General features: G+C 66.3%; 15 protein-coding genes. 8 read left to right on the top strand and 7 right to left on the bottom strand.

Features of this window, described 5'->3' with window-relative positions:
- Positions 1 to 32 precede the first annotated feature (32 nt).
- The 5 genes from LPA45_RS23800 (at position 33) to LPA45_RS23780 (ending at position 7,530) form a co-directional block, all read left to right on the top strand.
- A complete protein-coding gene (locus LPA45_RS23800) occupies positions 33 to 812 on the top strand; it encodes an enoyl-CoA hydratase/isomerase family protein (RefSeq protein ID WP_116322646.1) in 780 nt (259 codons plus the stop codon).
- 143 nt (positions 813 to 955) lie between these two features.
- Positions 956 to 2,143 (top strand): acyl-CoA dehydrogenase family protein, encoded by a 1,188-nt coding sequence (locus LPA45_RS23795; RefSeq protein WP_317924838.1) that lies wholly within the window; start codon positions 956 to 958, stop codon positions 2,141 to 2,143.
- Between the two features lie 461 nt (positions 2,144 to 2,604).
- Positions 2,605 to 4,527, top strand: coding sequence for a PrkA family serine protein kinase (locus tag LPA45_RS23790; RefSeq protein WP_116322648.1), 1,923 nt, complete (start codon positions 2,605 to 2,607; stop codon positions 4,525 to 4,527).
- A gap of 37 nt (positions 4,528 to 4,564) precedes the next feature.
- Complete coding sequence (locus LPA45_RS23785) at positions 4,565 to 5,827, top strand: YeaH/YhbH family protein (RefSeq protein WP_116322649.1); 1,263 nt, start codon at positions 4,565 to 4,567, stop codon at positions 5,825 to 5,827.
- 152 nt (positions 5,828 to 5,979) lie between these two features.
- Positions 5,980 to 7,530 (top strand): SpoVR family protein, encoded by a 1,551-nt coding sequence (locus LPA45_RS23780; RefSeq protein WP_116322650.1) that lies wholly within the window; start codon positions 5,980 to 5,982, stop codon positions 7,528 to 7,530.
- Positions 7,531 to 7,623: 93 nt separating this feature from the next.
- Here the strand turns inward: LPA45_RS23780 and LPA45_RS23775 are convergent, their stop codons facing one another.
- The 4 genes from LPA45_RS23775 to LPA45_RS23760 form a co-directional block, all read right to left on the bottom strand.
- On the bottom strand, positions 7,624 to 8,619 hold the full coding sequence (locus LPA45_RS23775) for an acyl-CoA dehydrogenase (protein ID WP_116322651.1): 996 nt from the start codon (positions 8,617 to 8,619) through the stop codon (positions 7,624 to 7,626).
- Between the two features lie 44 nt (positions 8,620 to 8,663).
- Positions 8,664 to 9,824 (bottom strand): acyl-CoA dehydrogenase family protein, encoded by a 1,161-nt coding sequence (locus LPA45_RS23770; protein WP_317924840.1) that lies wholly within the window; start codon positions 9,822 to 9,824, stop codon positions 8,664 to 8,666.
- 202 nt (positions 9,825 to 10,026) lie between these two features.
- Positions 10,027 to 11,220, bottom strand: coding sequence for a helix-turn-helix transcriptional regulator (locus tag LPA45_RS23765; RefSeq protein ID WP_116322652.1), 1,194 nt, complete (start codon positions 11,218 to 11,220; stop codon positions 10,027 to 10,029).
- Positions 11,221 to 11,686: 466 nt separating this feature from the next.
- Positions 11,687 to 14,035 (bottom strand): mechanosensitive ion channel domain-containing protein, encoded by a 2,349-nt coding sequence (locus tag LPA45_RS23760; RefSeq protein WP_317924841.1) that lies wholly within the window; start codon positions 14,033 to 14,035, stop codon positions 11,687 to 11,689.
- Between the two features lie 319 nt (positions 14,036 to 14,354).
- Between LPA45_RS23760 and LPA45_RS23755 the strand changes: the two genes are divergently transcribed.
- The gene (locus LPA45_RS23755) at positions 14,355 to 15,137 is read left to right on the top strand and encodes an SDR family NAD(P)-dependent oxidoreductase (protein ID WP_317924842.1); all 783 of its coding nucleotides are present in this window, start codon (positions 14,355 to 14,357) and stop codon (positions 15,135 to 15,137) included.
- Positions 15,138 to 15,174: 37 nt separating this feature from the next.
- Positions 15,175 to 16,758 (top strand): fatty acid--CoA ligase, encoded by a 1,584-nt coding sequence (locus LPA45_RS23750; protein WP_116322655.1) that lies wholly within the window; start codon positions 15,175 to 15,177, stop codon positions 16,756 to 16,758.
- A 36-nt stretch (positions 16,759 to 16,794) separates the two neighbouring features.
- Here the strand turns inward: LPA45_RS23750 and LPA45_RS23745 are convergent, their stop codons facing one another.
- The 3 genes from LPA45_RS23745 to LPA45_RS23735 form a co-directional block, all read right to left on the bottom strand.
- Entirely contained in the window at positions 16,795 to 17,286 is a 492-nt protein-coding gene (locus tag LPA45_RS23745) for a DUF421 domain-containing protein (RefSeq protein WP_116322656.1), read from the bottom strand.
- A gap of 156 nt (positions 17,287 to 17,442) precedes the next feature.
- Entirely contained in the window at positions 17,443 to 18,435 is a 993-nt protein-coding gene (locus tag LPA45_RS23740; RefSeq protein WP_116322657.1) for a tripartite tricarboxylate transporter substrate binding protein, read from the bottom strand.
- A 95-nt stretch (positions 18,436 to 18,530) separates the two neighbouring features.
- A complete protein-coding gene (locus LPA45_RS23735) occupies positions 18,531 to 19,625 on the bottom strand; it encodes a porin (protein ID WP_116322658.1) in 1,095 nt (364 codons plus the stop codon).
- 571 nt (positions 19,626 to 20,196) lie between these two features.
- Between LPA45_RS23735 and LPA45_RS23730 the strand changes: the two genes are divergently transcribed.
- On the top strand, positions 20,197 to 21,081 hold the full coding sequence (locus LPA45_RS23730; protein WP_116322659.1) for an alpha/beta fold hydrolase: 885 nt from the start codon (positions 20,197 to 20,199) through the stop codon (positions 21,079 to 21,081).
- Positions 21,082 to 21,088 lie beyond the last annotated feature (7 nt).

Below are 21,088 nucleotides of genomic sequence, written 5' to 3'. Positions count from 1 at the left end.
ACCGCCACGGCACCGCATACCGGAGTCTATCCATGGAAACCATCCGCTTTGCCATCGAAGACGGCATCGCCACCCTGACCCTGAATTACCCCGAGCGCAAGAACGCGCTGTCGATCCCGATGCGCGGCGAAATCGGCGAAGCCGTCCGCCAGGTGCGTGCCGACGAGAGCGTGCGCGCGTTGATCCTGACCGGCGCCGGCACCGATTTCTGCTCGGGCGGCGACATCAGCTCGATGCAAATCGAGATCGACGCGCCGCAGGGACGCCGCCGGCTGCAGCAGGCGCACGGCTGGCTGGAAGACCTGATCCAGCTCGACGTGCCGGTCATCGCCGCGGTCAACGGCGCGGCCTACGGTGCCGGCTTCAGCCTGGCGCTGACCGCCGACATCATCCTGGCCACGCCGCGCGCGCGCTTCGGGCTGCCATTCCTGCGCATGGGCCTGATCCCCGACTGTGGCGTTTTCTACACGTTGCCGCGGATGATCGGCCTGCAACGCGCCAAGGCGCTGATGTTCTCGATGCGCGAACTCAATGCCGCGGCCGCGCAAGACCTTGGCATCGTCATGGAAATCGTGCCGGAGGAAAGCCTGGCCGAGCGCGCGCAGGCGCTGGCGCGCGCCTTCACCGAGGCTTCGCCGGTCGCGGTCGGGCTGACCAAGCAGGCGCTGAACGCGTCGCTCAACCAGGACCTGCACACCATGCTGGCGATGGAAGCGGATGGCCAGGGCATTGCCTTTTCCACCGGCTACCGCCGCGAGGCTGCCGACCGCTTCATGGCCAAGCAGCCGCTGCGCTACCGCTGGCCCGACTGAAAACCCGGGACCGCCATGCTGTGTCGCAGCACGGCGGCAACGTTCGCGCTAAACCGCACACACCGTTTACGTATACAGGCGCGGCTGCCCGACAGCGCCGCCGCCTGTGCCGATTACTCGTTTACCCTCGTATCCGCACACCTATGGCATCCCAACACCAACATGCGGCGCCCGCCGCACGCCAGACTCCCTGGATGACCGAAGACCTGGAGATGTTCCAGGACACCGTACGCCGCTTTATCGAGCGTGAACTGGCGCCGAACGAAGCGCGCTGGGCCGCGCAGGGCTACATCGACCGCGACGTATGGCGCCGCGCCGGCCAGGCCGGCCTGCTGTGCGCCAGCATCCCGGAAGAGTACGGCGGCGGCGGCGGCAACTTTGCGCATGAAGCGGTGATCACGCGCGAGATGGCGCGCGCCATCTTCACCAGCCTGGGCAACAACGTGCACAGCGGCATCGTGGCACATTACCTGCTTAATTACGGCACCGAAGCGCAGAAGAAAAAATGGCTGCCGCAGATGGCCAGCGGCGAGATGGTCGCGGCCATCGCCATGTCGGAACCCGGCGCGGGCTCGGACCTCAAATCGGTACGCACCCGCGCGGTGCGCGAAAAGACCGCCAACGGAGACTGCTATCGCATAAACGGTGCAAAGACATTTATTACGAACGGTTACCACGCCGACCTGGTGTGCCTGGTCGCCAAGACCGATCCGGAAGCCGGCTCGCGCGGCGTCTCGCTGATCATGGTCGAGACGCGCGAGCTCGAAGGCTTCCGGCGCGGCCGCATCCTGGAGAAGATCGGGCAGAAGGGCCAGGACACCGCCGAACTCTTCTTCGACGACGTGCTGGTGCCGTGCGACAACCTGCTCGGCGAGCAGGAAGGGCAGGGCTTTTACCAGTTGATGCAGCAGCTGCCGCAGGAGCGGATGATCATCGCCCTGGGCGCGACCGCATCGATGCATCGCGCGATCGAGCTCACCACCGAATACGTGCGCGAGCGCAAGGTCTTCGGGCAGGCGCTGGCCGACCTGCAGAACACCCGCTTCCGCCTGGCCGAGTGCAAGACCGAGGCGACCATCGCCGCCACCTTCGTCGACGACTGCATGATGCGCCTGATGGCGGGTACGCTGGATGCCGCGACCGCGGCGATGGCCAAGTGGTGGTGCACGCAAAAGAACTGCGAGATCATCGACGAGTGCCTGCAGTTCCACGGCGGCTACGGCTACATGCTGGAATACCCGATCGCGCGCATGTACGCCAACGCACGCGTCGGCAAGATCTACGGCGGCTCCAACGAGATCATGAAAGAGCTGGTGGCGCGCACGCTCTGATGGCCGCGCGCGGGCAGCGCTGACTGCTATCAGCACTCAGCCTATGCTGATGCGCGCATGAGCTATTTCTGAAACCAACATAAAAGCCGGCAACTGTGCCGGCTTTTGTGTTTCCGGTTACAAAACCGGCTGTGCAGGGACCTGCGGAAAGGTGTAAGGTTTGTCACAAGCATGGTCAATGGCCCGTCGCGCGCGGGGTGCGGCACCGAGATGAAATATCAGCCAAAAGCTGACAGCGCCACCAGCCGAATCAGGCGATAAACGCAGCGTGGAAACAAGCGTTGCGTCGATGCAAGATTCGTCAACTCGGACTCCACCATCGCCGTTATTTGACTATGATGAAGTAAAGTCTTCGCAACATTCACCGGTCGTCAAGCCGGGGTGGCGAACCACGGAACTTGCGAAGTCTTGAAGGGTAGAACTACCTTCGCCTCGGATGTGAACTCTGACGGGAGTGAGGTATGGACATTTTCGGCCATTACGCTACGCGCTTCGAAGCTCGCAAGGAAGAGGAATACACCATCCAGGAATACCTGGAGATCTGCAAGAAGGATCCCACTGCCTACGCGACCGCTGCCGAGCGCATGCTCGCCGCGATCGGCCAGCCGGAACTGGTGGATACCCACCATGATCCCCGGTTGTCCCGACTCTTCTTCAACAAGGTCATTCGCATCTATCCGGCCTTCCGCGATTTCTATGGCATGGAGGACACGATCGAGCAGATCGTCTCGTTCTTCAAGCACGCGGCGCAGGGCCTGGAAGAGCGCAAGCAGATCCTGTATCTGCTCGGGCCTCCCGGCGGCGGCAAGTCCTCGCTCGCGGAGAAGCTCAAGGCGTTGATGGAGCAGATCCCCATCTACGCGCTGAAGGGCTCACCGATCCATGAGTCGCCCCTGGGGCTGTTCGCGCCGGAAGAAGACGGCAAGATCCTGGAAGAGGACTATGGCATCCCGATCCGCTACCTGAACACGATTGCCTCGCCGTGGGCAGTCAAGCGCCTGCATGAGTTCAACGGCGACATCACCAAGTTCCGGGTGGTGAAGCTGCGCCCGTCGGTGCTGTCGCAGATCGCGATCTCGAAGACCGAGCCGGGCGACGAGAACAACCAGGACATTTCGTCGCTGGTGGGCAAGGTGGACATCCGCAAGCTCGAGGACTTCCCGCAGGACGACCCGGATGCGTACTCGTATTCCGGCGGCCTGTGCCTGGCCAACCGCGGCCTGCTCGAGTTCGTCGAAATGTTCAAGGCGCCGATCAAGGTGCTGCACCCGCTGCTGACCGCAACGCAGGAAGGCAACTACAAGGGCACCGAAGGCTTCGGCGCGATTCCGTTCGACGGCATCATCCTGGCGCACTCGAACGAGGCGGAGTGGACGACCTTCAAGTCGGACAAGAACAACGAGGCATTCCTGGACCGTATCTACATCGTCAAGGTGCCGTACGTGCTGCGCGTGTCCGACGAGGTGAAGATCTACGACAAGCTGCTGCGCTGCAGTTCGCTGTCGGCCGCGCCGTGCGCGCCGAACACGCTGAAGATGATGGCGCAGTTCGCGGTGCTGACCCGCATCAAGGAGCCCGAGAACTCCAACGTCTTTTCGAAGATGCGCGTCTATGACGGCGAAAGCCTGAAGGACGTGGACCCGAAGGCAAAGTCGTACCAGGAGTACCGCGACTACGCCGGCATCGACGAGGGCATGAACGGGCTGTCGACGCGCTTTGCGTTCAAGGTCCTGTCCAAGGTCTTCAACTTCGACAACACCGAAGTGGCGGCCAACCCGGTGCATCTGCTGTATGTGCTCGAGCAACAGATCGAGCGCGAACAGTTCCCGCCGGAACAGGAAGCCAAGCTGCTGGCGCACATCAAGGAGTATCTGACCACGCCGTTCGTGGAGTTTATCGGCAAGGAGATCCAGACCGCTTACCTGGAGTCGTACTCCGAGTATGGCCAGAACATCTTCGATCGCTATGTGGTGTTCGCCGACCTGTGGATCCAGGACCAGGAGTACCGTGATCCCAACACCGGCGAAATCCTCGATCGCAACGCGCTGAACGACGAACTGGAGAAGGTGGAAAAGCCCGCGGGTATTTCCAACCCGAAGGACTTCCGCAACGAGATCGTCAATTTCGTGCTGCGCGCGCGGGCTAACAACAGCGGCAAGAACCCGGTGTGGACCAGCTATGAAAAGCTGCGGATGGTGATCGAGAAGCGTATGTTCTCCACCACGGAGGACCTGCTCCCGGTGATCTCGTTCAACGCCAAGTCTTCTCGCGAAGACCAGGACAAGCACGAGAACTTCGTCAACCGCATGGTCGAGAAGGGGTACACGCCCAAGCAAGTGAGACTTCTGGTGGAGTGGTATCTGCGCGTAAGAAAATCATCGTAACGGCGCCGCGGAAGCAGTCTCTCAACGAGGGCAACTTATGGCTACGGTCATCGATCGGCGCGAGAACGGCGGCAACAAGAGTGCCGTCAATCAGCAACGCTTCATCAAGCGCTACCGCGAACAGATACGGCAGGCGGTGGCAAAGGCGGTGTCCGGCCGGAAGATCATGGACATCGAGCAGAGTGGCCAGGTGTCCATTCCGGTCAAGGACATCTCCGAACCGATTTTCCACCACGGCCAGGGCGGGCGGCGCGAGTGGATCCACCCTGGCAACAAGAAGTTCGTCAAGGGGGATTCCTTCGACCGCCAGCAGCAGGGCGGTGGCGGGACCGGTTCGCGGGCCAGCGACAGCGGCGAGGGCGAGGACGATTTCGTCTTCACGCTGTCGCGCGAGGATTTCCTGAACTTCTTCTTCGAGGACATGGCGCTGCCGGACCTGGCCAAGCGCCACCTCGCCAAGATCGCCGAGGTGCGCAAGGTGCGCGCCGGCTATTCCATCGACGGCACACCGTCCAACCTGTCGATCCTGCGCACCATGCGCAGCTCGATCGGGCGGCGCATCGCCCTGTCCAGCCCTTACCAGAAGCGCCTGCGCGAGCTGGAGCTGGAGTATGCCGAGGCGCTGGAAAAAGACGGCCCCTACGCCGAAGGCACGCTCGAGCTGATGGAGAAGATGCGGCACCTGCGTGCCTGCATCGACCGCGTGCCTTTTATCGAGAAGCTCGACCTGCGCTACAACAACCGCGTGCTGAAGAAGCGCCCGCAGGCCCAGGCGGTGATGTTCTGCCTGATGGACGTGTCCGGCTCGATGGACGAGAGCCGCAAGGACCTGGCCAAGCGCTTCTTCATGCTGCTGTACCTGTTCCTGAAGCGCAACTACGAGCGCATCGACGTGGTGTTCATCCGGCATCACACCGTGGCCAAGGAAGTCGAAGAGGAAGACTTCTTCCACTCGCGCGAGTCCGGTGGTACCGTGGTGTCCAGCGCGCTGAAGCTGATGGTGGAGGTGGTCCATGACCGGTATCCGCCAAGCCAGTGGAACATCTACTGTGCGCAGGCCTCCGACGGCGACAACTGGGCTGGCGACTCCGAGCTGTGCGGACGCCTGTTGCGCGAGTCGATCCTGCCGCTGGTGCAGTACTACGCATACGTGGAGGTGGCGTCCGAGGAACCGCAGAACCTCTGGGAAGAGTACCTGACGGTCAAGAACCAGTTCGACCACTTTGCGATGCAGCGCATCATCGGCGCGGACGAGATCTACCCGGTGCTGCACGACCTGTTCCAGAAGCGCGCGGCCTAGGTCGACGCGCGGCCGGCGCTACGGAAACACCGAACGGGCCCGATGCTGAAGGCCCGCAGTGATGGCAGTGGCAAGTGAACGCGGACCACGCGGCGCGGCAGCTCGCACGCCCGCGGGGTCGGGGCGGGCCTTGCCCGCAACAAGGGGCGAAGATGGCTTATCTCTCCACGGGTTCGGAATGGACCTTCGAGCTGATCAACCGGTATGACCGCGAGATCGCCCGCATCGCCGGCGAATTCGGGCTGGATACCTACCCCAACCAGATCGAGATCATCACGGCCGAGCAGATGCTGGACGCCTACGCGTCGGCGGGTTTGCCGGTGGGATACAACCACTGGTCGTATGGCAAGCATTTCCTGGCGTCCGAGCGCAGCTACCAGCGCGGCCACATGGGGCTGGCCTACGAGATCGTCATCAACTCCAATCCCTGCATCGCCTACCTGATGGAGGAGAACACGATGCCGATGCAGGCGCTGACGATCGCGCATGCCTGCTACGGCCACAACGCGTTCTTCAAGGGCAACTACCTGTTCCGCACCTGGACCAACGCTGACGCCATCGTCGACTACCTGCTGTTCGCCAAGAACTACGTGGCCGAGTGCGAGCAACGCTACGGCGAGCAGGAGGTGGAGGCGCTGCTCGACTCCTGCCACGCGTTGCAGAACTATGGCGTCGACCGCTACAAGCGGCCCAAGAAGCTCTCCATCACCGAAGAAAAGGCGCGCCAGGCCGATCGGGAGAACTACCTGCAGATGCAGGTCAACGACCTGTGGCGCACGCTGCCCAAGCATCGCCAGCATGCGCTGACCGCCGACGACGAGTCGCATGAGCCGGAAATTGCGTTTCCGCCCGAGCCGCAGGAGAACCTGCTGTATTTCATCGAAAAGAACGCGCCCAAGCTCGCGCCGTGGCAGCGCGAGATCGTGCGCATCGTGCGCAAGATCGCGCAGTATTTCTACCCGCAGCGGCAGACCAAGGTGATGAACGAGGGCTGGGCCACGTTCTGGCACTACACCATCCTGCACCAGCTCTACGAGGAAAAGCTGGTCAATGACGCCTTCATGATGGAGCTGCTGCAGGCGCACACCAACGTGATCTACCAGCCGCCGTACCATAGCCCGTACTACAGCGGGCTGAACCCGTACACGGTCGGCTTCCTGATCTTCCAGGACCTGCGCCGCATGTGCGAGAACCCGACCGACGAGGACTACCGCTGGGCGCCGGAGTTCGCCGGCAGCGACTGGCGCACGACGCTGGACTTTGCGATGCGCAACTTCAAGGACGAGAGCTTCCTGCTGCAGTTCCTGTCGCCGCGCGTGATCCGCGAACTGAAGCTGTTCTCGGTGCTCGACGACGACCGCGAGGGCAAGCTGCGCGTCACCGCCATCCACGACGACGAGGGCTATCGCGGGATCCGCCAGCTGATGGCTGCGCAATATGACCTGTCGACCATGGAGCCCAATATCCAGGTGACCAATGTCGATATCGGCGGCGACCGCTCGCTGACGCTGCGCCACCTGCAGAACGACCGCCGGCCGCTGGCGCACAACTTCGACGAGGTGGTGCGGCACGTGACGCGGCTGTGGGGCTTTACCGTACGGCTGGAAGTGGCCTATGAAGACGGGCGCACCGAACTCAAGTACGAGTGCAAGCCGGAACGCCGGCACCGCAAGCCGCACGGCGGCCTGAGCCTGGCCGCCTGATCCCTCGCTGTGCTTGCCGCGCGCGTTGCCTGAGGCTTCTTCAGGCAGCGGGCGCGCGCTTACGCCCCCACTCCCGCACTCTCACTCCCACTCTCACTCGCACCATCCGCGCACCAGTTCGACCGCGGGGCTGTCCGTGCCGGCGAACACCGCCTCGCCCAGCACGCGGCTCCACCAGCGCTCCGACCCGTCCGCCACGCGCCAGGCATGCAGCCGGCGCGTGTAGAGCTGCAGGTCGTATTCCTCCGTGATCCCGATTGCGCCATGCACCGCATGGGCGATGGCCGCCACTGGCGTGACGGCATCGCTGGCGCGCAGCTTGCCGATCGCGGCGCGCAGGCGGTCGGGCTCTCCGGTGCTGCTGTCGCAAGCGAGCTGCGCCGCCACGCGCGCCGCCGCCACGTGCTCGGCCATTTCGCTGACCTGGTGCTGGATCGCCTGGAACTTGCCGATGGCGCGGCCGAACTGCTGGCGGTCGTTGGCGTACTGCAGTGTCAGGTCGAGCACCCGCGACAGCGCCCCGGCCAGCTGGACGGCGTGCAGGCAGGCGCCGAGGGTGCGCAGCGTGCCGGGCGGCAGGCGGAACGCAGCCGGCGCGGCGGCGTCCGGGCGCGGCAGGCGCAGGGTCAGGTCGGCGTGCGCGCCGGTGGGCTCGGCGCGCGCGTCGGCCGCCGGCAGCAGCAGGCAACGTTCGCCGTCCTGCAGCAGGAACCACTGGGCATGGCGCGCATCGGCGACAAGGGCGGCGGGCGCGCCGTCGTCGAATCCCGCCAGCGCGATCGGTCCGTCGGGCAGGGCGATGCCATGCGCGTGCAGCACGGCGCGGGCGAAGATGGTTTGTGCCAGCGGCAGCGGCAGGACATGGCGGCCAGTGACGAACAGCACCGGCGCCAGCTCAGGCAGCGGCAGCGCGGCGCCGCCGGCGGCCTCGGGCAGCAGGCAGTCGGCAAAGCCGCTGTCGCGCAACGACTGCCACAGGGCTTGCCATGCGGCGCGGGGATCGGCCTGCTGTTCCAGCGCGCGGATCGTGGCGGGCGTGCAGCAATCGCGCAGCAGCGCGTCGAGGGCGTCGGAGTAAGCGTTATGCATGATGGATCTCGTCGGGGTGCAGGGCGTCGGGACGGTGCAGCGCTTCAGCGCAGGCCGAGACCGCGCGCGATCATGCCGCGCAGGATTTCGCGCGTGCCGCCGCGCAGCGAGTACGACGGGGCGATCTGCGTGACGTAGGCCAGCGTGCGGTACAGCGCGCCGTCGGCGGCCAGTGCCGGTTCGTCGCCCAGCGCCGCTTCTACCAGCGCCGGGATCGATTGCTCGAAGGTCGTGCCCAGGTCCTTGACCAGCGCGGCTTCGACCACCGGACTGGCGCCGGCCGCCAGGCGCGCGGTCACCGCCAGCGACATCGCGCGCAGCACCGCCAGATGCCCGGCCAGGCGGCCCGCGGTCACCGTGTCGCGCCGCGCCGGCGGCAGGCGGCGCATGGCGTCAAGCCAGGTATCGAGCAGCACCACGCTGGAGTACAGCCGTTCCGGGCCGCTGCGCTCGAACGCGAGTTCGGCGTTGACCTGCTCCCAGCCGCTGCCTTCGTGGCCCACCAGCGCATCCGGTGCCAGCGCGACCTCGTCGAAGGTGACCTCGGAGAAGTGCGCATCGCCTGCCAGGTCGTGGATCGGACGCACCGAGACGCCGGGCGCGTGCAGGTTGACGATGAACTGCGACAGGCCCCCCTGGCGGTCCTGCGGCGTGCCCGAGGTGCGCACCAGCGCGATCATGAAGTGGCAGCGGTCGGCGTTGGTCGTCCAGATCTTGCGGCCGGTCAGGCGCCAGGAGCCATCGGGCTGGCGCACCGCGCGTGTCGTGACGCTGGCGAGGTCGGAGCCGGAGTTCGGCTCGCTCATGCCGATGCAGAAGAACGCTTCGCCACGGCAGATCGCGGGCAGGTAGCGCGCTTTCTGCGCATCGCTGCCGTAGCGCAGGATCAGCGGGCCGCTTTGCCGGTCGGCGATCCAGTGCGCCGATACCGGCGCGCCGCGGGCCAGCAACTCCTCCACCAGCACGAAGCGCGAGTAGGGATCGAGGCCGGCGCCGCCGTATTGCGGCGGCAGCGTGATGCCGACCCAGCCGCGCGCGGCCAGTGCGCGGCTGAACGCCGCATCGAACCCCATCCACGAGCGCGCACGGGTTTCCGGCGGCAGGGCGGGCAGGTGCTCGTCAAGAAAAGCGCGTACCTCGGCGCGGAACGCGAGCGCGTGCGGCGGCAGGGGCGTCAGGTCGAAGGTGGAAAGCAGGGCAGTCACGGTGAAGTCCTGTAGCTGTGGCACGCGAGCCCGGCGGAACGCGGCGGCTACTGCCTTGCATTCCGGATGGCTCAGGGTGGGGCACAGCGTAGTTCACGCGTGGAGCGCCAGTCCAATATCGATTTATTGCGAAGCGATACCGATTCGATATTGGCGCAGAGTGGCGCCCCGGACGGGGCGCTCCGGACCTGATGCCCTGGCGTCAGGCCGTTCCCGAACGCGACGGGCGCGGCCGGACGGCCGAGGTCACTCCGGTGCGCTCGAGGTTGACGCCCGGCAGCAGGTGCAGCAGGCGCACCAGTTCGGACTGGCGATGCGTGCCGGTCTTGCGCAGCGTATCGCGGATATGCACGCGCACCGTATGCGGCGACAGGAACTCGCGCTCGGCGATTTCATTCAGCGTCTCGCCGGCGGCGAGCCGGATGGCGATGATGCTCTCCTTGCGCGACAGACCGAACAGCGAAGTCAGCACGCCCGCATCGAGCACCGAGCGCGACTCTGAATTGCCGAACAACATCATCGCGGCCGGCAATTGCCACGGCCCTTCCACTGGCTGGCGCGAGACCAGCGGCGTGACGATGATCGGTACCGGCTGCCCGCCGGAGGTGATGTGCATCCATGAGCCGGACGCGGCCTCGGCGCCGCGGCCGCGCACGGCGCCGTCCAGCAGCGTGCGCAGCACGGCCTGCAGCGTGTCGCTGTGGGCGCGCAGCACGCCGTCCTGCAGCGACAGGTGGCTGTCGGCCTGCACCAGCGCCTCGGCCCAGCTGTTGGCGTAGCGCACGCGCAGGTCGGCCTGCAGCACCATCACGCCAAAGTCCAGCGTGTCGAGGCCGGCCAGGCCAAGGCTGGCCAGCCCGCTCAGTTCGAAATTGCGCTGCTGCATGCGCGCGGCGCGCACCCAGTGCGGCATGACGTGGGCCAGGCGCCGCTCGCGCTGGCCGGCGCTGATGCTGCCCGCGCTGGTGCCGCTCATCAGCACGCAGATTTCGGCGTTCTCGATCAGGCGGACGCCTTGTTCGAGTCCGCTGCAAGCCAGCATGGCCGCCGAACTCGCGACCACGGCGCCATCGTGCGAGGCAGCATGCATGGGCGTGCAGTCGGGACTGTCAGGCGTGTCGGCCGGCGCGCAGCAGGGGCCGGCGTGGGGCAGGTCGAGCGGACTGGGCAGCCATTCGGGAACGCTTGCGCCGCTGGTGAAGCATCCGTGGGGCGTGACGCCCAGGCGTGCATGGCCCGCGAGCTTGTCCCAGATGAGGTAACGCGGGCTGCCGGTGGAGGTGTACCGGGAAAAGAGGTCCAGGGCCGCGGGCATTGCCGCAACGTCCAGCGCGGACTCGTAGATGGAGTCGACCAGACGATGGAAATCCTCGTCCGCAGTCGGGTGTTCGCCCATGTTCACATTTCCCCCGGTGGCAAACGCCTCTTGCTTCGTGCCCACGGCAAATGGCCACGTTCTTTTGTGTTATCGCCGCTCTGGCGTTCGAATATGCGCCGATACGGTCATCGCAGCGATCCCGCCATATTCCGGTAGGCTGCATAAAACAATGATGCCAAACAATAATGTTTGTTTAATGCCCCATGGCGGGAGGGAAAACACCGATTGCAGGCGTTAGCCTCGGCCTGCTGGCGAGGGAATTGCTGCACTGCAGCGTACTGGCGCCGCCAGCGCGGCCGCCTCTTTGGGGCGTGATGCGAATCCGCGTGACGAAAACGTCAAATTTTTCAGCGCTGAAATAGCCCGGAGCGTGTCACGCACGCCACACCTGTCCGAAATATTTGGGACATAAAGACCCTGTAATCAGGTCGGAAAATGGCTTCCGTACCCATTTCTGCGAACGTCTGCGAAGGTGGGCACGCGACTATTGCGGTGCCGGCTCTGCTTTCTCGCCGCCCGCCAACTGCACGCCCTTGCCATCCACCTGGATCGTCAGGCTGGGCGATGCCATGCGGATGCCGTGGGCGTCGAAGTTGCGCTTCAGGCGTGCATTGAACGCGCGCGTGATTTCCGCCTGCGTCAGCGGCCGGGTCTTGAACTGTGCCATCACCACTGGCCCGCTCGGGTCGAAGCGGTCCAGGCCAAGAATGTCCAGCCCCGACATCAGGTTGCGCGAGTAGCGGTAGTCGCGCGCGATTTCCGTGCCGGTGGCGCGGATCAGCTCGAGCGCGCGGTCGAGGTCGCTTTGATAACTGATGCCGATGCTGAACACGGCATAGCCATAGCCGCGCGACAGGTTCTTGACTGCCTTGATCTGGCTGTAGGGCAATGTGTGCAGTGCGCCGCGGCCGTCGCGCAGCTTGACCGTACGGATGGTCATGCCTTCGACCACGCCGGCATGGTCGGGCAACTCGATCGAGTCGCCGATGGCAATCGAATCCTCGACCACGATGAACAGCCCCGTGATCAGGTCCTGCACCAGGCTCTGCGCCCCGAAGCCGATCGCCAGCCCGACCACCCCCGCGCCTGCCAGCAGCGGTGTCACGTTGACGCCCAGGTTGGCCAGCACGGCGATTACCCCGATCACCAGCAGGGCGATGAACGAGGCATTGCGCACCAGCGGCAGAATGGTCTTGGCGCGCAGGCTGGGCTGCGCGCCGCGTCCGTGCGCGGGCGACAGCGTCTGCGTGATGGCGGTGTCGATCAGCAGCCAGACCAGCCAGGCCAGCAGCACGGTGCTGGTCACGCTGAACACGGTCTCGGTGATATGGCGGCCCGCTGCGGAAGATTCCGCCAGCCGCATCAGCGACGTGCCCCAGACACGCATCACCATGGCGACGAACACCGCCCAGATCAGCACCCGCAGCAGCGCCATGGCGAAGCGGCCGAAGCGCTGCACATAGGCCGAGCGCCGGCGGTCGCGGAAGCGTGGCGGCTGTGCCGTTGCCTTGGGCGAGCGCCCGGCGACCATCGTCAGCAGCAGCGCCGCCACGAACAGTGCCACCGAGGCCACGGTGCGGCGCAGGAGCACATCGGCGTGCCCCGCGGCCAGCAGCGTGCCGATCACAGACGCGACCACCACCGCGAGCACCGGAAGGTGCCAGGCCTGGCCGATCAGCCGCAGCAGGTCGGTCAGTCCCGGGTGCGCCTGGCGGAAGGCCAGTGGCCGCTGGCTGATCAGCTGGCCGATCTGGCGCCTGAAAACGAGCGCGAACACGCCGATGCCCAGTGCCGCGGCGATATTGGCCGTGGTCGACACCAGCGCGGCGAGGTTGGTGCCGATCACCGCGACGACGCGGCTGTCGGTGGCGCTGTCGCCCAGCGCCGCCAGTGCGCCGGTGCAGAACAGCAGCCACGGCGAGCGCGCCAGCAGCTGCCGTACCGCAACCTGGCGGTGCGCGGTGCGGAACAGGACGAAGATGACCTGGCACATCGCGGCGGCGATCGCGCCGGCCACGATGGCGTATGCGACCAGCACCGCGGCCACGGCGGCTGGCGACTGCGCGAAGGTGCGCGTCGCCATCAGCAGCGTGATGCCGAAGGCGATCACCCAGGGCCCGATATGGCGCAGCATGAAGACCCCGACATCCACCCACGACGGCACCTCGGGCAGCCTGGCGCGCTCGGTACGCGGGCGCGGCGGTGCGCGCCGGCGCCGGATGCGGTGGCCGATCTCCCACAGGCCCCAGCCAGTCGCGGCCCATACTGCCAGCACCAGCGCGAATTCGCGCAGCGAGTCCAGCGCCGAGCGGGTGCCGCGATGGGTCAGCGCGGCGCGCCATTCGTCGCCGGCGAAGCGCGAGCGCCAGCCCCAGTATTGCCATGGCCCGCGGTCCTTGCGCAGGTGCGTGTCGACTTCGTCGAGCACCTCGGCCACGGCGCCGATCAGCCCCGGTGCCGAAGCCCCGGCCGCGGCGGCGGACGCCGGCGCCGGCACTGCGCCGGAAGCGTCCAGGCCGCGCCGCATGGCTTGCAGCTGACCGACCAGCGCACGCCGTTCGCTGTCGTCCTGCAGGGTGGCGATCACCTGGTCGAGCGACTGCGCCAGCGGCACGCTGGCCGGAGCCGCCGGCGCACTCGCGGGCGCGGGTTTGGCAGGTGTCAGCAGCGTGGCAAGCGGGCCTGCGGCCGTGGCAGGCGCCGGTAGCGCACACCACAGCAGTGCGAGCGCCAGCAGCAGGACATGCGCGGCCAGGCTGGCACATGGTGCGAGCGGCGCGAGCCGGCGTGGCCACATCGATCGGGAGGGGGCGTTGCGATCGGGTTTGCACATGGCTGGATGTCCGTGCGGGGTCCGGCGTGACGCTGCCGGCCCGGCGTGGGAATGACCGTCGATCGCGCCACTGTAGCGCATCGGCGGTGCCGGGTGACCACCGCGGCATCCGGACTGCCGGGTCGTCTGCCGGACCACTGTCCGGCCATTCGTCGCTTCGGACGATGCGTCGCTTGCGCCGATCCACGAATCTCGAACCCACTCCGGCGTGGGCATTCCCGCACCCGCCGGCCCACTTCACAGTCTCACGGATCGCGGGCGCGCGCACCGGAACCGGTGGCCTGTCCGGCCCGACAACAACACACAAAGGAAAGACGGCATGGAACTCAATGCATCGGTATCGGCAGTGGTGACGGGCGGCGCTTCGGGCCTGGGCGCGGCAACGGCGCGTGCGCTGGCGGCGCACGGCGTGCGCGTGGCGCTGTTCGACCTGAACGCGGAGAAGGGCGAAGCGCTGGCGCGCGAACTGGGCGGTGTGTTCTGCCAGGTCAACGTGACTTCCGAGGCCGAGGTCGAGGCCGGCTTCGCCAGGGCGCGTGCCGCCATCGGCCAGGAACGCATCCTGGTCAACTGCGCCGGCACCGGCAATGCCATCAAGACCGCATCGCGTTCCAAGGAAGCGCCGGACCAGATCAAGCAATTCCCGTCCGATGCCTTCGAGCGCATCATCCAGATCAACCTGATCGGCACCTTCCGCTGCATCGCGCGTTCGGCCGCCGGCATGCTGACGCTGGACACCGCGGGCGGCGAGCGCGGCGTGATCATCAACACCGCCTCGGTGGCGGCGCAGGACGGCCAGATGGGGCAGGCCGCGTACTCGGCGTCCAAGGCCGGCGTGGTCGGCATGACGCTGCCGATCGCGCGCGACCTCGCGGGCGAAGGCATCCGCGTCAATACCATCCTGCCGGGCATCTTCAATACGCCGCTGCTGCAGGGCGCGGCCGAGAACGTCAAGGCCGCGCTGGCCGCATCTGTGCCGTTTCCCAAGCGCCTGGGCCAGCCGGAAGAATTTGCCTCGCTGGCGGTCGAGATGTGCCGCAACGGCTATTTCAACGGCGAATCGGTGCGGCTGGACGGCGCCATCCGGATGGCGCCGCGCTGAGCGACGCGGACTGGGTCAAATCAATACGGAGACGCCGATGGATTTCAGCTACCTGAGCACGCTGCCTGACGCCGTGCGCCATTTCGCCAGGCTGCGGCCCGACGCGGTGGCGTATGCGTTCGAGGGCCGCCAGACCACCTACGCCGACTTCGAGCGCAATACCGACCGGGTCGCGCAGGCGCTGCTGGCCGAGGGCGTCCGCGCCGGCGACCGCATTGGCTATATCGGCAAGAACAGCGACCGCTACTTCGAACTGCTGCTTGGCGCGGCCAAGGCCGGTGTCGTCACCACGCCGGCCAGCTGGCGCCTGGCGCCGCCAGAGGTCGAATTCATCGTGGGCCATTGCGATGCGGTGGTGCTGTTCGTCGGCCCGGAATCGGCGGCAATGGTGAAGTCGCTGCGGCCGGCGCTGCCGATGGTGCGCAAGGTGGTGCTGATGGAACCGTGCGCCGACGGCGGCGATGCCGCTTGCTACACCGACTGGCGCGACGCACAGCCGGCGACGCCGCCGGCACACCGTCCGGCGCCGCATGACGTGGTGTTGCAGCTATACACCTCCGGCACCACCGGGCGGCCCAAGGGCGCGATGCTGACACACCGCAACCTGACCATTGGCACCGAGGTCAGCGAACGCGAAGGCATTCCCTGGTCGCACTGGACGTCCGACGATATCTCGCTGGTGGCGATGCCTGTGGCGCATATCGGGGGCTCGGGCTGGGGCTTGCGCAATCTGCTCTCGGGCGCCAAGGGTGTGGTCGCACGCGAATTCGACCCGCGCGCTGTGCTGGATTTCATCGAGCACGAACGCGTCAGCAAGCTGTTCATGGTGCCGGCGGCGATGCAGATCGTGTTGCGCGATCCGCGCGCGCGCCAGGTGGATTACTCGCGCCTGAAGTACCTGCTGTATGGCGCCGCGCCGATTCCGGCGGCGCTGCTGCGCGAAGGCATCGAAGTGTTCGGCTGCGGCTTCGTGCAGCAGTACGGCATGACCGAGACCACCGGCACCATCGTCGCGCTGCCGCCCGAGGACCACACCACGGAAGAGGTGCCGCGCATGCGCGCTGCGGGCAAGCCGCTGCCGGGCGTGGAGATCAAGGTGGTGGACTATGAAGGGCGCGCGCTGGGTCCGGACGAAGTCGGCGAGCTCGTGGTGCGCTCGCAGCACAATATGGCCGGCTACTGGAAACAGCCCGAAGAAACCGCGCGCACCATCGATGCCGACGGCTGGCTGCGCACCGGCGACGCGGGCTATATGGATGCGGAGGGCTACCTGTACATCCATGACCGCGTCAAGGACATGATCATCAGCGGCGGCGAGAACGTCTATCCGGCCGAGGTCGAAAGCGCCATCTACGGCCACCCGCAGGTGGCCGACGTCGCGGTGATCGGCGTGCCGGACGAGAAGTGGGGCGAGGCCGTCAAGGCCATCGTCGTGCTCAAGCCAGGGCAGTCGCCGGACCGCGACGGCATCATTGCGTGGACGCGCCAGCGGCTGGCTGGCTTCAAGGTGCCGAAGAGCATCGAGTTTGTCGACGTGCTGCCGCGCAATCCGTCCGGCAAGCTGCTGCGGCGCAAGCTGCGCGAGCCGTTCTGGGAGGGGATGAACCGGCAGGTGAACTAGCCTGGCACCCTGTCCCGCTTGCGGGACAGGGTGCAACTACTTCTTCTTGATCACGCTGACCTTGCCATCGGCTTCCAGGTACAGCGCCTTGATCTCCTCGATCTTCTCGACGCCCTCTTCACGGTATTTGGCTTCCAGTTCGTCGTCGGTGATGGATTCACGCCGCATGTTCTCGCGCAGCTTGGTGCCGTCGCGCACGAGCAGGATCTTCCTCGCTTCGGCAAAGCGCTGGAATGTGGGGAAATGGTAGGCAAGCAGGTCGATCAGGCGGTTCCACGCGATCAACGTGGCAACCAGCAGCATGGCGTCGGCAACGCCTTCACCCTTGCCGGCCATGCCGTTCTGCGCAGCATCCGCAACGATCACGACCACCAGCAGGTCGGCAATGCCCAGCGAGCCGATGTCGCGCCGCACCACGAAGCGGAACATCAGGAACAGCGCCCAGTACATCACCGTGCCGCGAACGACGATCTCGAGCGGCGAGATGGTGAAGAAGAGGGCTTCGCGCCAGTCGAACGAGAGGTCCATGCCTGCAAGCGCAGCAACTTCCGGGCCACTTTGCGGGGATGGCGCTGGTGCACGCCACGCCGCCGTGCTGACGGTAATTCTTGCAGCGGCTGCGTACGGATTGCCGTGGCGCACCCGGCGGGCTCCTGCTTTCGCAGGAAGCCGCTGGTGCGAAGGTCAGTCGGCCTGGATGCCGAACTCCTTCACGATCTTCGTATAGCGCGTGGTATCCGCGGCGATCAGCTTCGACAGCGTGGCCGGCTCGCCGCCCGCCGGCGTCACCGCGATAGTGGCCATGCGGGCGACCACGTCGGGCATCTTCAGGATCTCGTTGATATGTGAGTTGAGCGTGCGCACCATGTCGGCGGGCATGTTCTTCGGACCCAGCAGCGCCTGCCAGGCACCGATCTCGACATCCTTGTAGCCCAGTTCCGCCAGCGTCGGCACATTGGGCGCGAACGGCGAGCGCTTCTGGTCTGCCACGGCCAGCGGCACCAGGCTGCCATTGCCCACGTACTGCGCCACCGCGCCGTAGGTGACGTAGGTGACCGGGACCTGGCCGCCGATCACGTCGACGATGGCGGGCGCCAGGCCGCGGTACGGCACCTGGCTGATCTTGATGCCGGCGGACTTGTTGAACAGTTCGCCCATGATGTGCATCGGCGAGCCGTTACCCGGCGTGGCATAGGTTTCCACCTTGCCCGACTTGGCGCGCGCCACCAGGTCGCTGACCTTGGTGATGCCGGTGCCCTTGTTGACCACCACGAACAGCGACTGCGTGCCGATCTGCGCGATCGGCGTGAAGTCATGCTGCACGTCGTAGGTGGCGCCGGTGCCGGCCTTGAGCACCAGCGGTGCGATGGCGACGGTGTTGGGCGCCAGCAGCAGCGTGTAGCCGTCCGGGTTGGCGCGGGCTACGTAGGCGCTGCCGATGGTGCCGGCGGCGCCGGTGCGGTTTTCCACGACCACCGACTGTTTCAGGCGCGGTGCCAGCTTTTCCGCGAACAGGCGTGCCAGGACGTCGACATCGCCGCCGGCCGGATAGGCAACGACGATGGTGATGGGTTTGCTCGGGTACGCGCCCTGGGCCAGGGCGGTGCCGGTGCCGGTGCAGAGCACGGTGGCGGCGGCGGCCAGCGTGGCCAGGACTTTGCGGCGTGCAGACTTCATGATGTTCAGACCTCGGTAAAACTTGGCGCCCGGCGGGGGCCGGGGCCACATGGCTGGTGAAGCCCGGCGCGCGGCGCCGGGGCGTCGCTACCGACTCAGAAAATGTGCTTGATGCCCAGCATCGAGCCCCACTGGTTCGCGCCCGGGCGGGGGTTGGAGCCAGGCGAGCCGCCGCTTACCGACATGGCGAGCTGGCCGTCGTTATTGATATAGCCGGCGGTGGCATAGACCGAGGTGCGCTTGCTGAAACTGTAGGTCGCGCGCAGCGCGTAGAGCATCGCCTCGTTGTCGCTGCCGTGGTAGTTCAGGAAGTAGACCTGGCCGGCCAGGTTGACTGCCGGGGTGATGTCGTAAGACACGCCGGCGTAGTACAGGTCGCTGATCGGGGTGGGGCTGCCTTCGTTGTCGCGGCGGATCCAGCCGGCGCCAAGCTTGGTGTTCTTCAGCAACATGTAGCCGCCTATCGACAGGCGGTCGTCGGTCAGGTTGCTGTTGGTCAGGCCGCCGAAGGCGCCGGGACCGCCGCGCTGCGAATCGTAGGCCGCGATCACGCCCCAGGTCTTGCTGTCATAGCCGACCATGGCCGACCACTCGCGGCACGCCTTCTTGTCGGCCGGGTTCTCGCCGGCGCAGTTGGTGCCGGCCGGGCTGGGGCCGGCGTTGACCGCGTCGCGCCCGAAGCTGTAAGTGGCACCGACCACGAAGCCGTTGAAGTTGGCCTTGTACGCGACGGCATTGTCGGCGCGCGTGTTGGGCAGGTAGCTGTCAAGCGAGCCCGAGCCGTACACGTTCGGCCCGAGGATATCGCTGTCGAGAATGGCCCAGAACAGCATCGTGTACTGGCGGCCGAACGACAGCTGGCCATACTGGTTGCTCAGCCCGACCAGCGCCTGGCGCCCGAACAGGCGGCCGCCCTGGTTGGCGTTGCCCGTGTCCGGCGAGAAGCCCGATTCCAGCACGAACAGGCCCTTCAGCCCGCCGCCCAGGTCTTCCGTGCCGCGGATGCCCCAGCGCGACGGCACCGTGGCGGTGTTGTTGGGCATGCGCACCAGGCTGTCGCCGTTGGCGCCGACATTGCTCACGTACTCGACACCGGTATCGATGACGCCATACATCGTCACCGATGATTGGGCCGAGGCCAGCAGGGGGGAAGCGGCAAGCAGCGCCGCGGCGGTTCGTGCAAGTTTCATCTACCAGTTTCCTTCCGTTTTTCCGTCTTGTAATCGTCTTTGTGGTCCGGACTGCTGCGATGGCGGCCGGGTGTCAGGGCAGGCTTGTTGTTGGCAGGGTGTTCTCCTCTTGTGGATCCTTGTGGGCTGGGATGCCTAGCAAAAATGCTGCGACAGCCGCTTTTATGTTTTATATATGGAACATCAAACAACATAAGAAACGTTGAGCAAAATATAGCCGCGAGTTTCCTAAAGCTGTGAGGAGGGTTATCCCTAGTGCGGCACGGCGACGACGCGCCGGACAGCCGCCGGCTGCACCCGCGCAGGGCCGGGCGTGCGCACGGGCGGTGCATCGGCACTACGTGGCGCGCGCCACCGGAAGTCCGGTCGCCCAGGCGTCGTGCCGCACCGGCAAAGGCGCTGCGCCCGATGCCATAAAGCAAGAGCCTGGCGCGCCGTGCAAACCGGTGCGTGCACCAGCCCGGCGCGTTGACGTTTTCGTGTCGGACAGGCCTATCGTTTACCCTGATCCCGTTTCCTGAAGCGCACGCCTATGCTTTAAAAGTTTTATTCGCAAACCTAAGTTTTATATATGGAACAAAATCAACCCCCCATTCCTCCGCAGCCGGATCGGCAGCTACTGGAGGCCCTGAGCAGCGGGTTTGCGGAACGCGTGGTGACCGTCGATGGCGGCGCGCAGGTGGCGTACCGCAGTGGCGGAACCAGCGGGCCCGCCATCGTGCTGCTGCATGGCATCAGCTCCGGTGCGGCCTCGTGGCTGCCTTGCGCCAGCCTGCTGGCCGCGCAGGCGCGCGTGATCGCCTGGGACGCGCCGGGCTACGGCAATTCGACGCCGCTGGCGCAGCAGCGCCCCATGGCGTCCGACTACGCGCAACGGCTGGACGGCATGCTGCAGGCGCTGGCGATACAGCCCACCCTGATCGTCGGCCATTCGCTCGGCGCGCTGATGGCCGCGGCCTATGCCGCCAACGCGCGCAACCTGCCGGCGCGGCTGTTGCTGCTGAGCGTGGCCCAGGGCTACGGGGCGGCGGGCAAGGAAGCGCAGGCGCAGCAGGTGGCCCAGCAGCGGCTGGCGGCGCTGGACACGCTCGGCGTGGAAGGGCTGGCGCAACGCGGGCCGTCCCGGCTGCTGAGCGAGCTGGCCGATGCCGGCGCGCACGCGTGGGTGCGCTGGAACATGCAGCGGCTCGACCCGGACGGCTATCGCCAGGCGGTGGCGATGTTGTGCGGCGACGATATCGACCGTTATCTGTCGCGCCGTCCGGCGTCGCTGCCCATACGCATTGCCTGCGGCAGCCGCGACGTGGTGACCACCCCGCTGGCCTGCGGCACGCTGGCCGAACGCTTCGACCTGCCGCTGGCGCTGATCCCCGACGCCGGCCATGCCTGCTACATCGAGCAGGCCGCCGCGACCGCGCGGCTGATCCGCTCGGCGCTGCCCCAGGGCACCGCCTGATCCTTTC

The sequence above is a fragment of the Cupriavidus sp. Agwp_2 genome, from assembly GCF_040784895.1.
In the GTDB taxonomy this organism is placed as follows: Bacteria; Pseudomonadota; Gammaproteobacteria; order Burkholderiales; family Burkholderiaceae; genus Cupriavidus.
The sequence above is the reverse complement of the archived record's forward strand: the minus strand, read 5'-3'. Positions and strand labels throughout refer to the sequence as shown.

Coding starts and splice junctions, on each gene's coding strand:
- LPA45_RS23800 (WP_116322646.1), top strand. CDS start 33: ATGGAAACCATCCGCTTTGCCATCGAAGACGGCATCGCCACCCTGACC.
- LPA45_RS23795 (WP_317924838.1), top strand. CDS start 956: ATGGCATCCCAACACCAACATGCGGCGCCCGCCGCACGCCAGACTCCC.
- LPA45_RS23790 (WP_116322648.1), top strand. CDS start 2,605: ATGGACATTTTCGGCCATTACGCTACGCGCTTCGAAGCTCGCAAGGAA.
- LPA45_RS23785 (WP_116322649.1), top strand. CDS start 4,565: ATGGCTACGGTCATCGATCGGCGCGAGAACGGCGGCAACAAGAGTGCC.
- LPA45_RS23780 (WP_116322650.1), top strand. CDS start 5,980: ATGGCTTATCTCTCCACGGGTTCGGAATGGACCTTCGAGCTGATCAAC.
- LPA45_RS23775 (WP_116322651.1), bottom strand. CDS start 8,619: ATGCATAACGCTTACTCCGACGCCCTCGACGCGCTGCTGCGCGATTGC.
- LPA45_RS23765 (WP_116322652.1), bottom strand. CDS start 11,220: ATGGGCGAACACCCGACTGCGGACGAGGATTTCCATCGTCTGGTCGAC.
- LPA45_RS23760 (WP_317924841.1), bottom strand. CDS start 14,035: ATGTGCAAACCCGATCGCAACGCCCCCTCCCGATCGATGTGGCCACGC.
- LPA45_RS23755 (WP_317924842.1), top strand. CDS start 14,355: ATGGAACTCAATGCATCGGTATCGGCAGTGGTGACGGGCGGCGCTTCG.
- LPA45_RS23750 (WP_116322655.1), top strand. CDS start 15,175: ATGGATTTCAGCTACCTGAGCACGCTGCCTGACGCCGTGCGCCATTTC.
- LPA45_RS23745 (WP_116322656.1), bottom strand. CDS start 17,286: ATGGACCTCTCGTTCGACTGGCGCGAAGCCCTCTTCTTCACCATCTCG.
- LPA45_RS23740 (WP_116322657.1), bottom strand. CDS start 18,435: ATGAAGTCTGCACGCCGCAAAGTCCTGGCCACGCTGGCCGCCGCCGCC.
- LPA45_RS23735 (WP_116322658.1), bottom strand. CDS start 19,625: ATGAAACTTGCACGAACCGCCGCGGCGCTGCTTGCCGCTTCCCCCCTG.
- LPA45_RS23730 (WP_116322659.1), top strand. CDS start 20,197: ATGGAACAAAATCAACCCCCCATTCCTCCGCAGCCGGATCGGCAGCTA.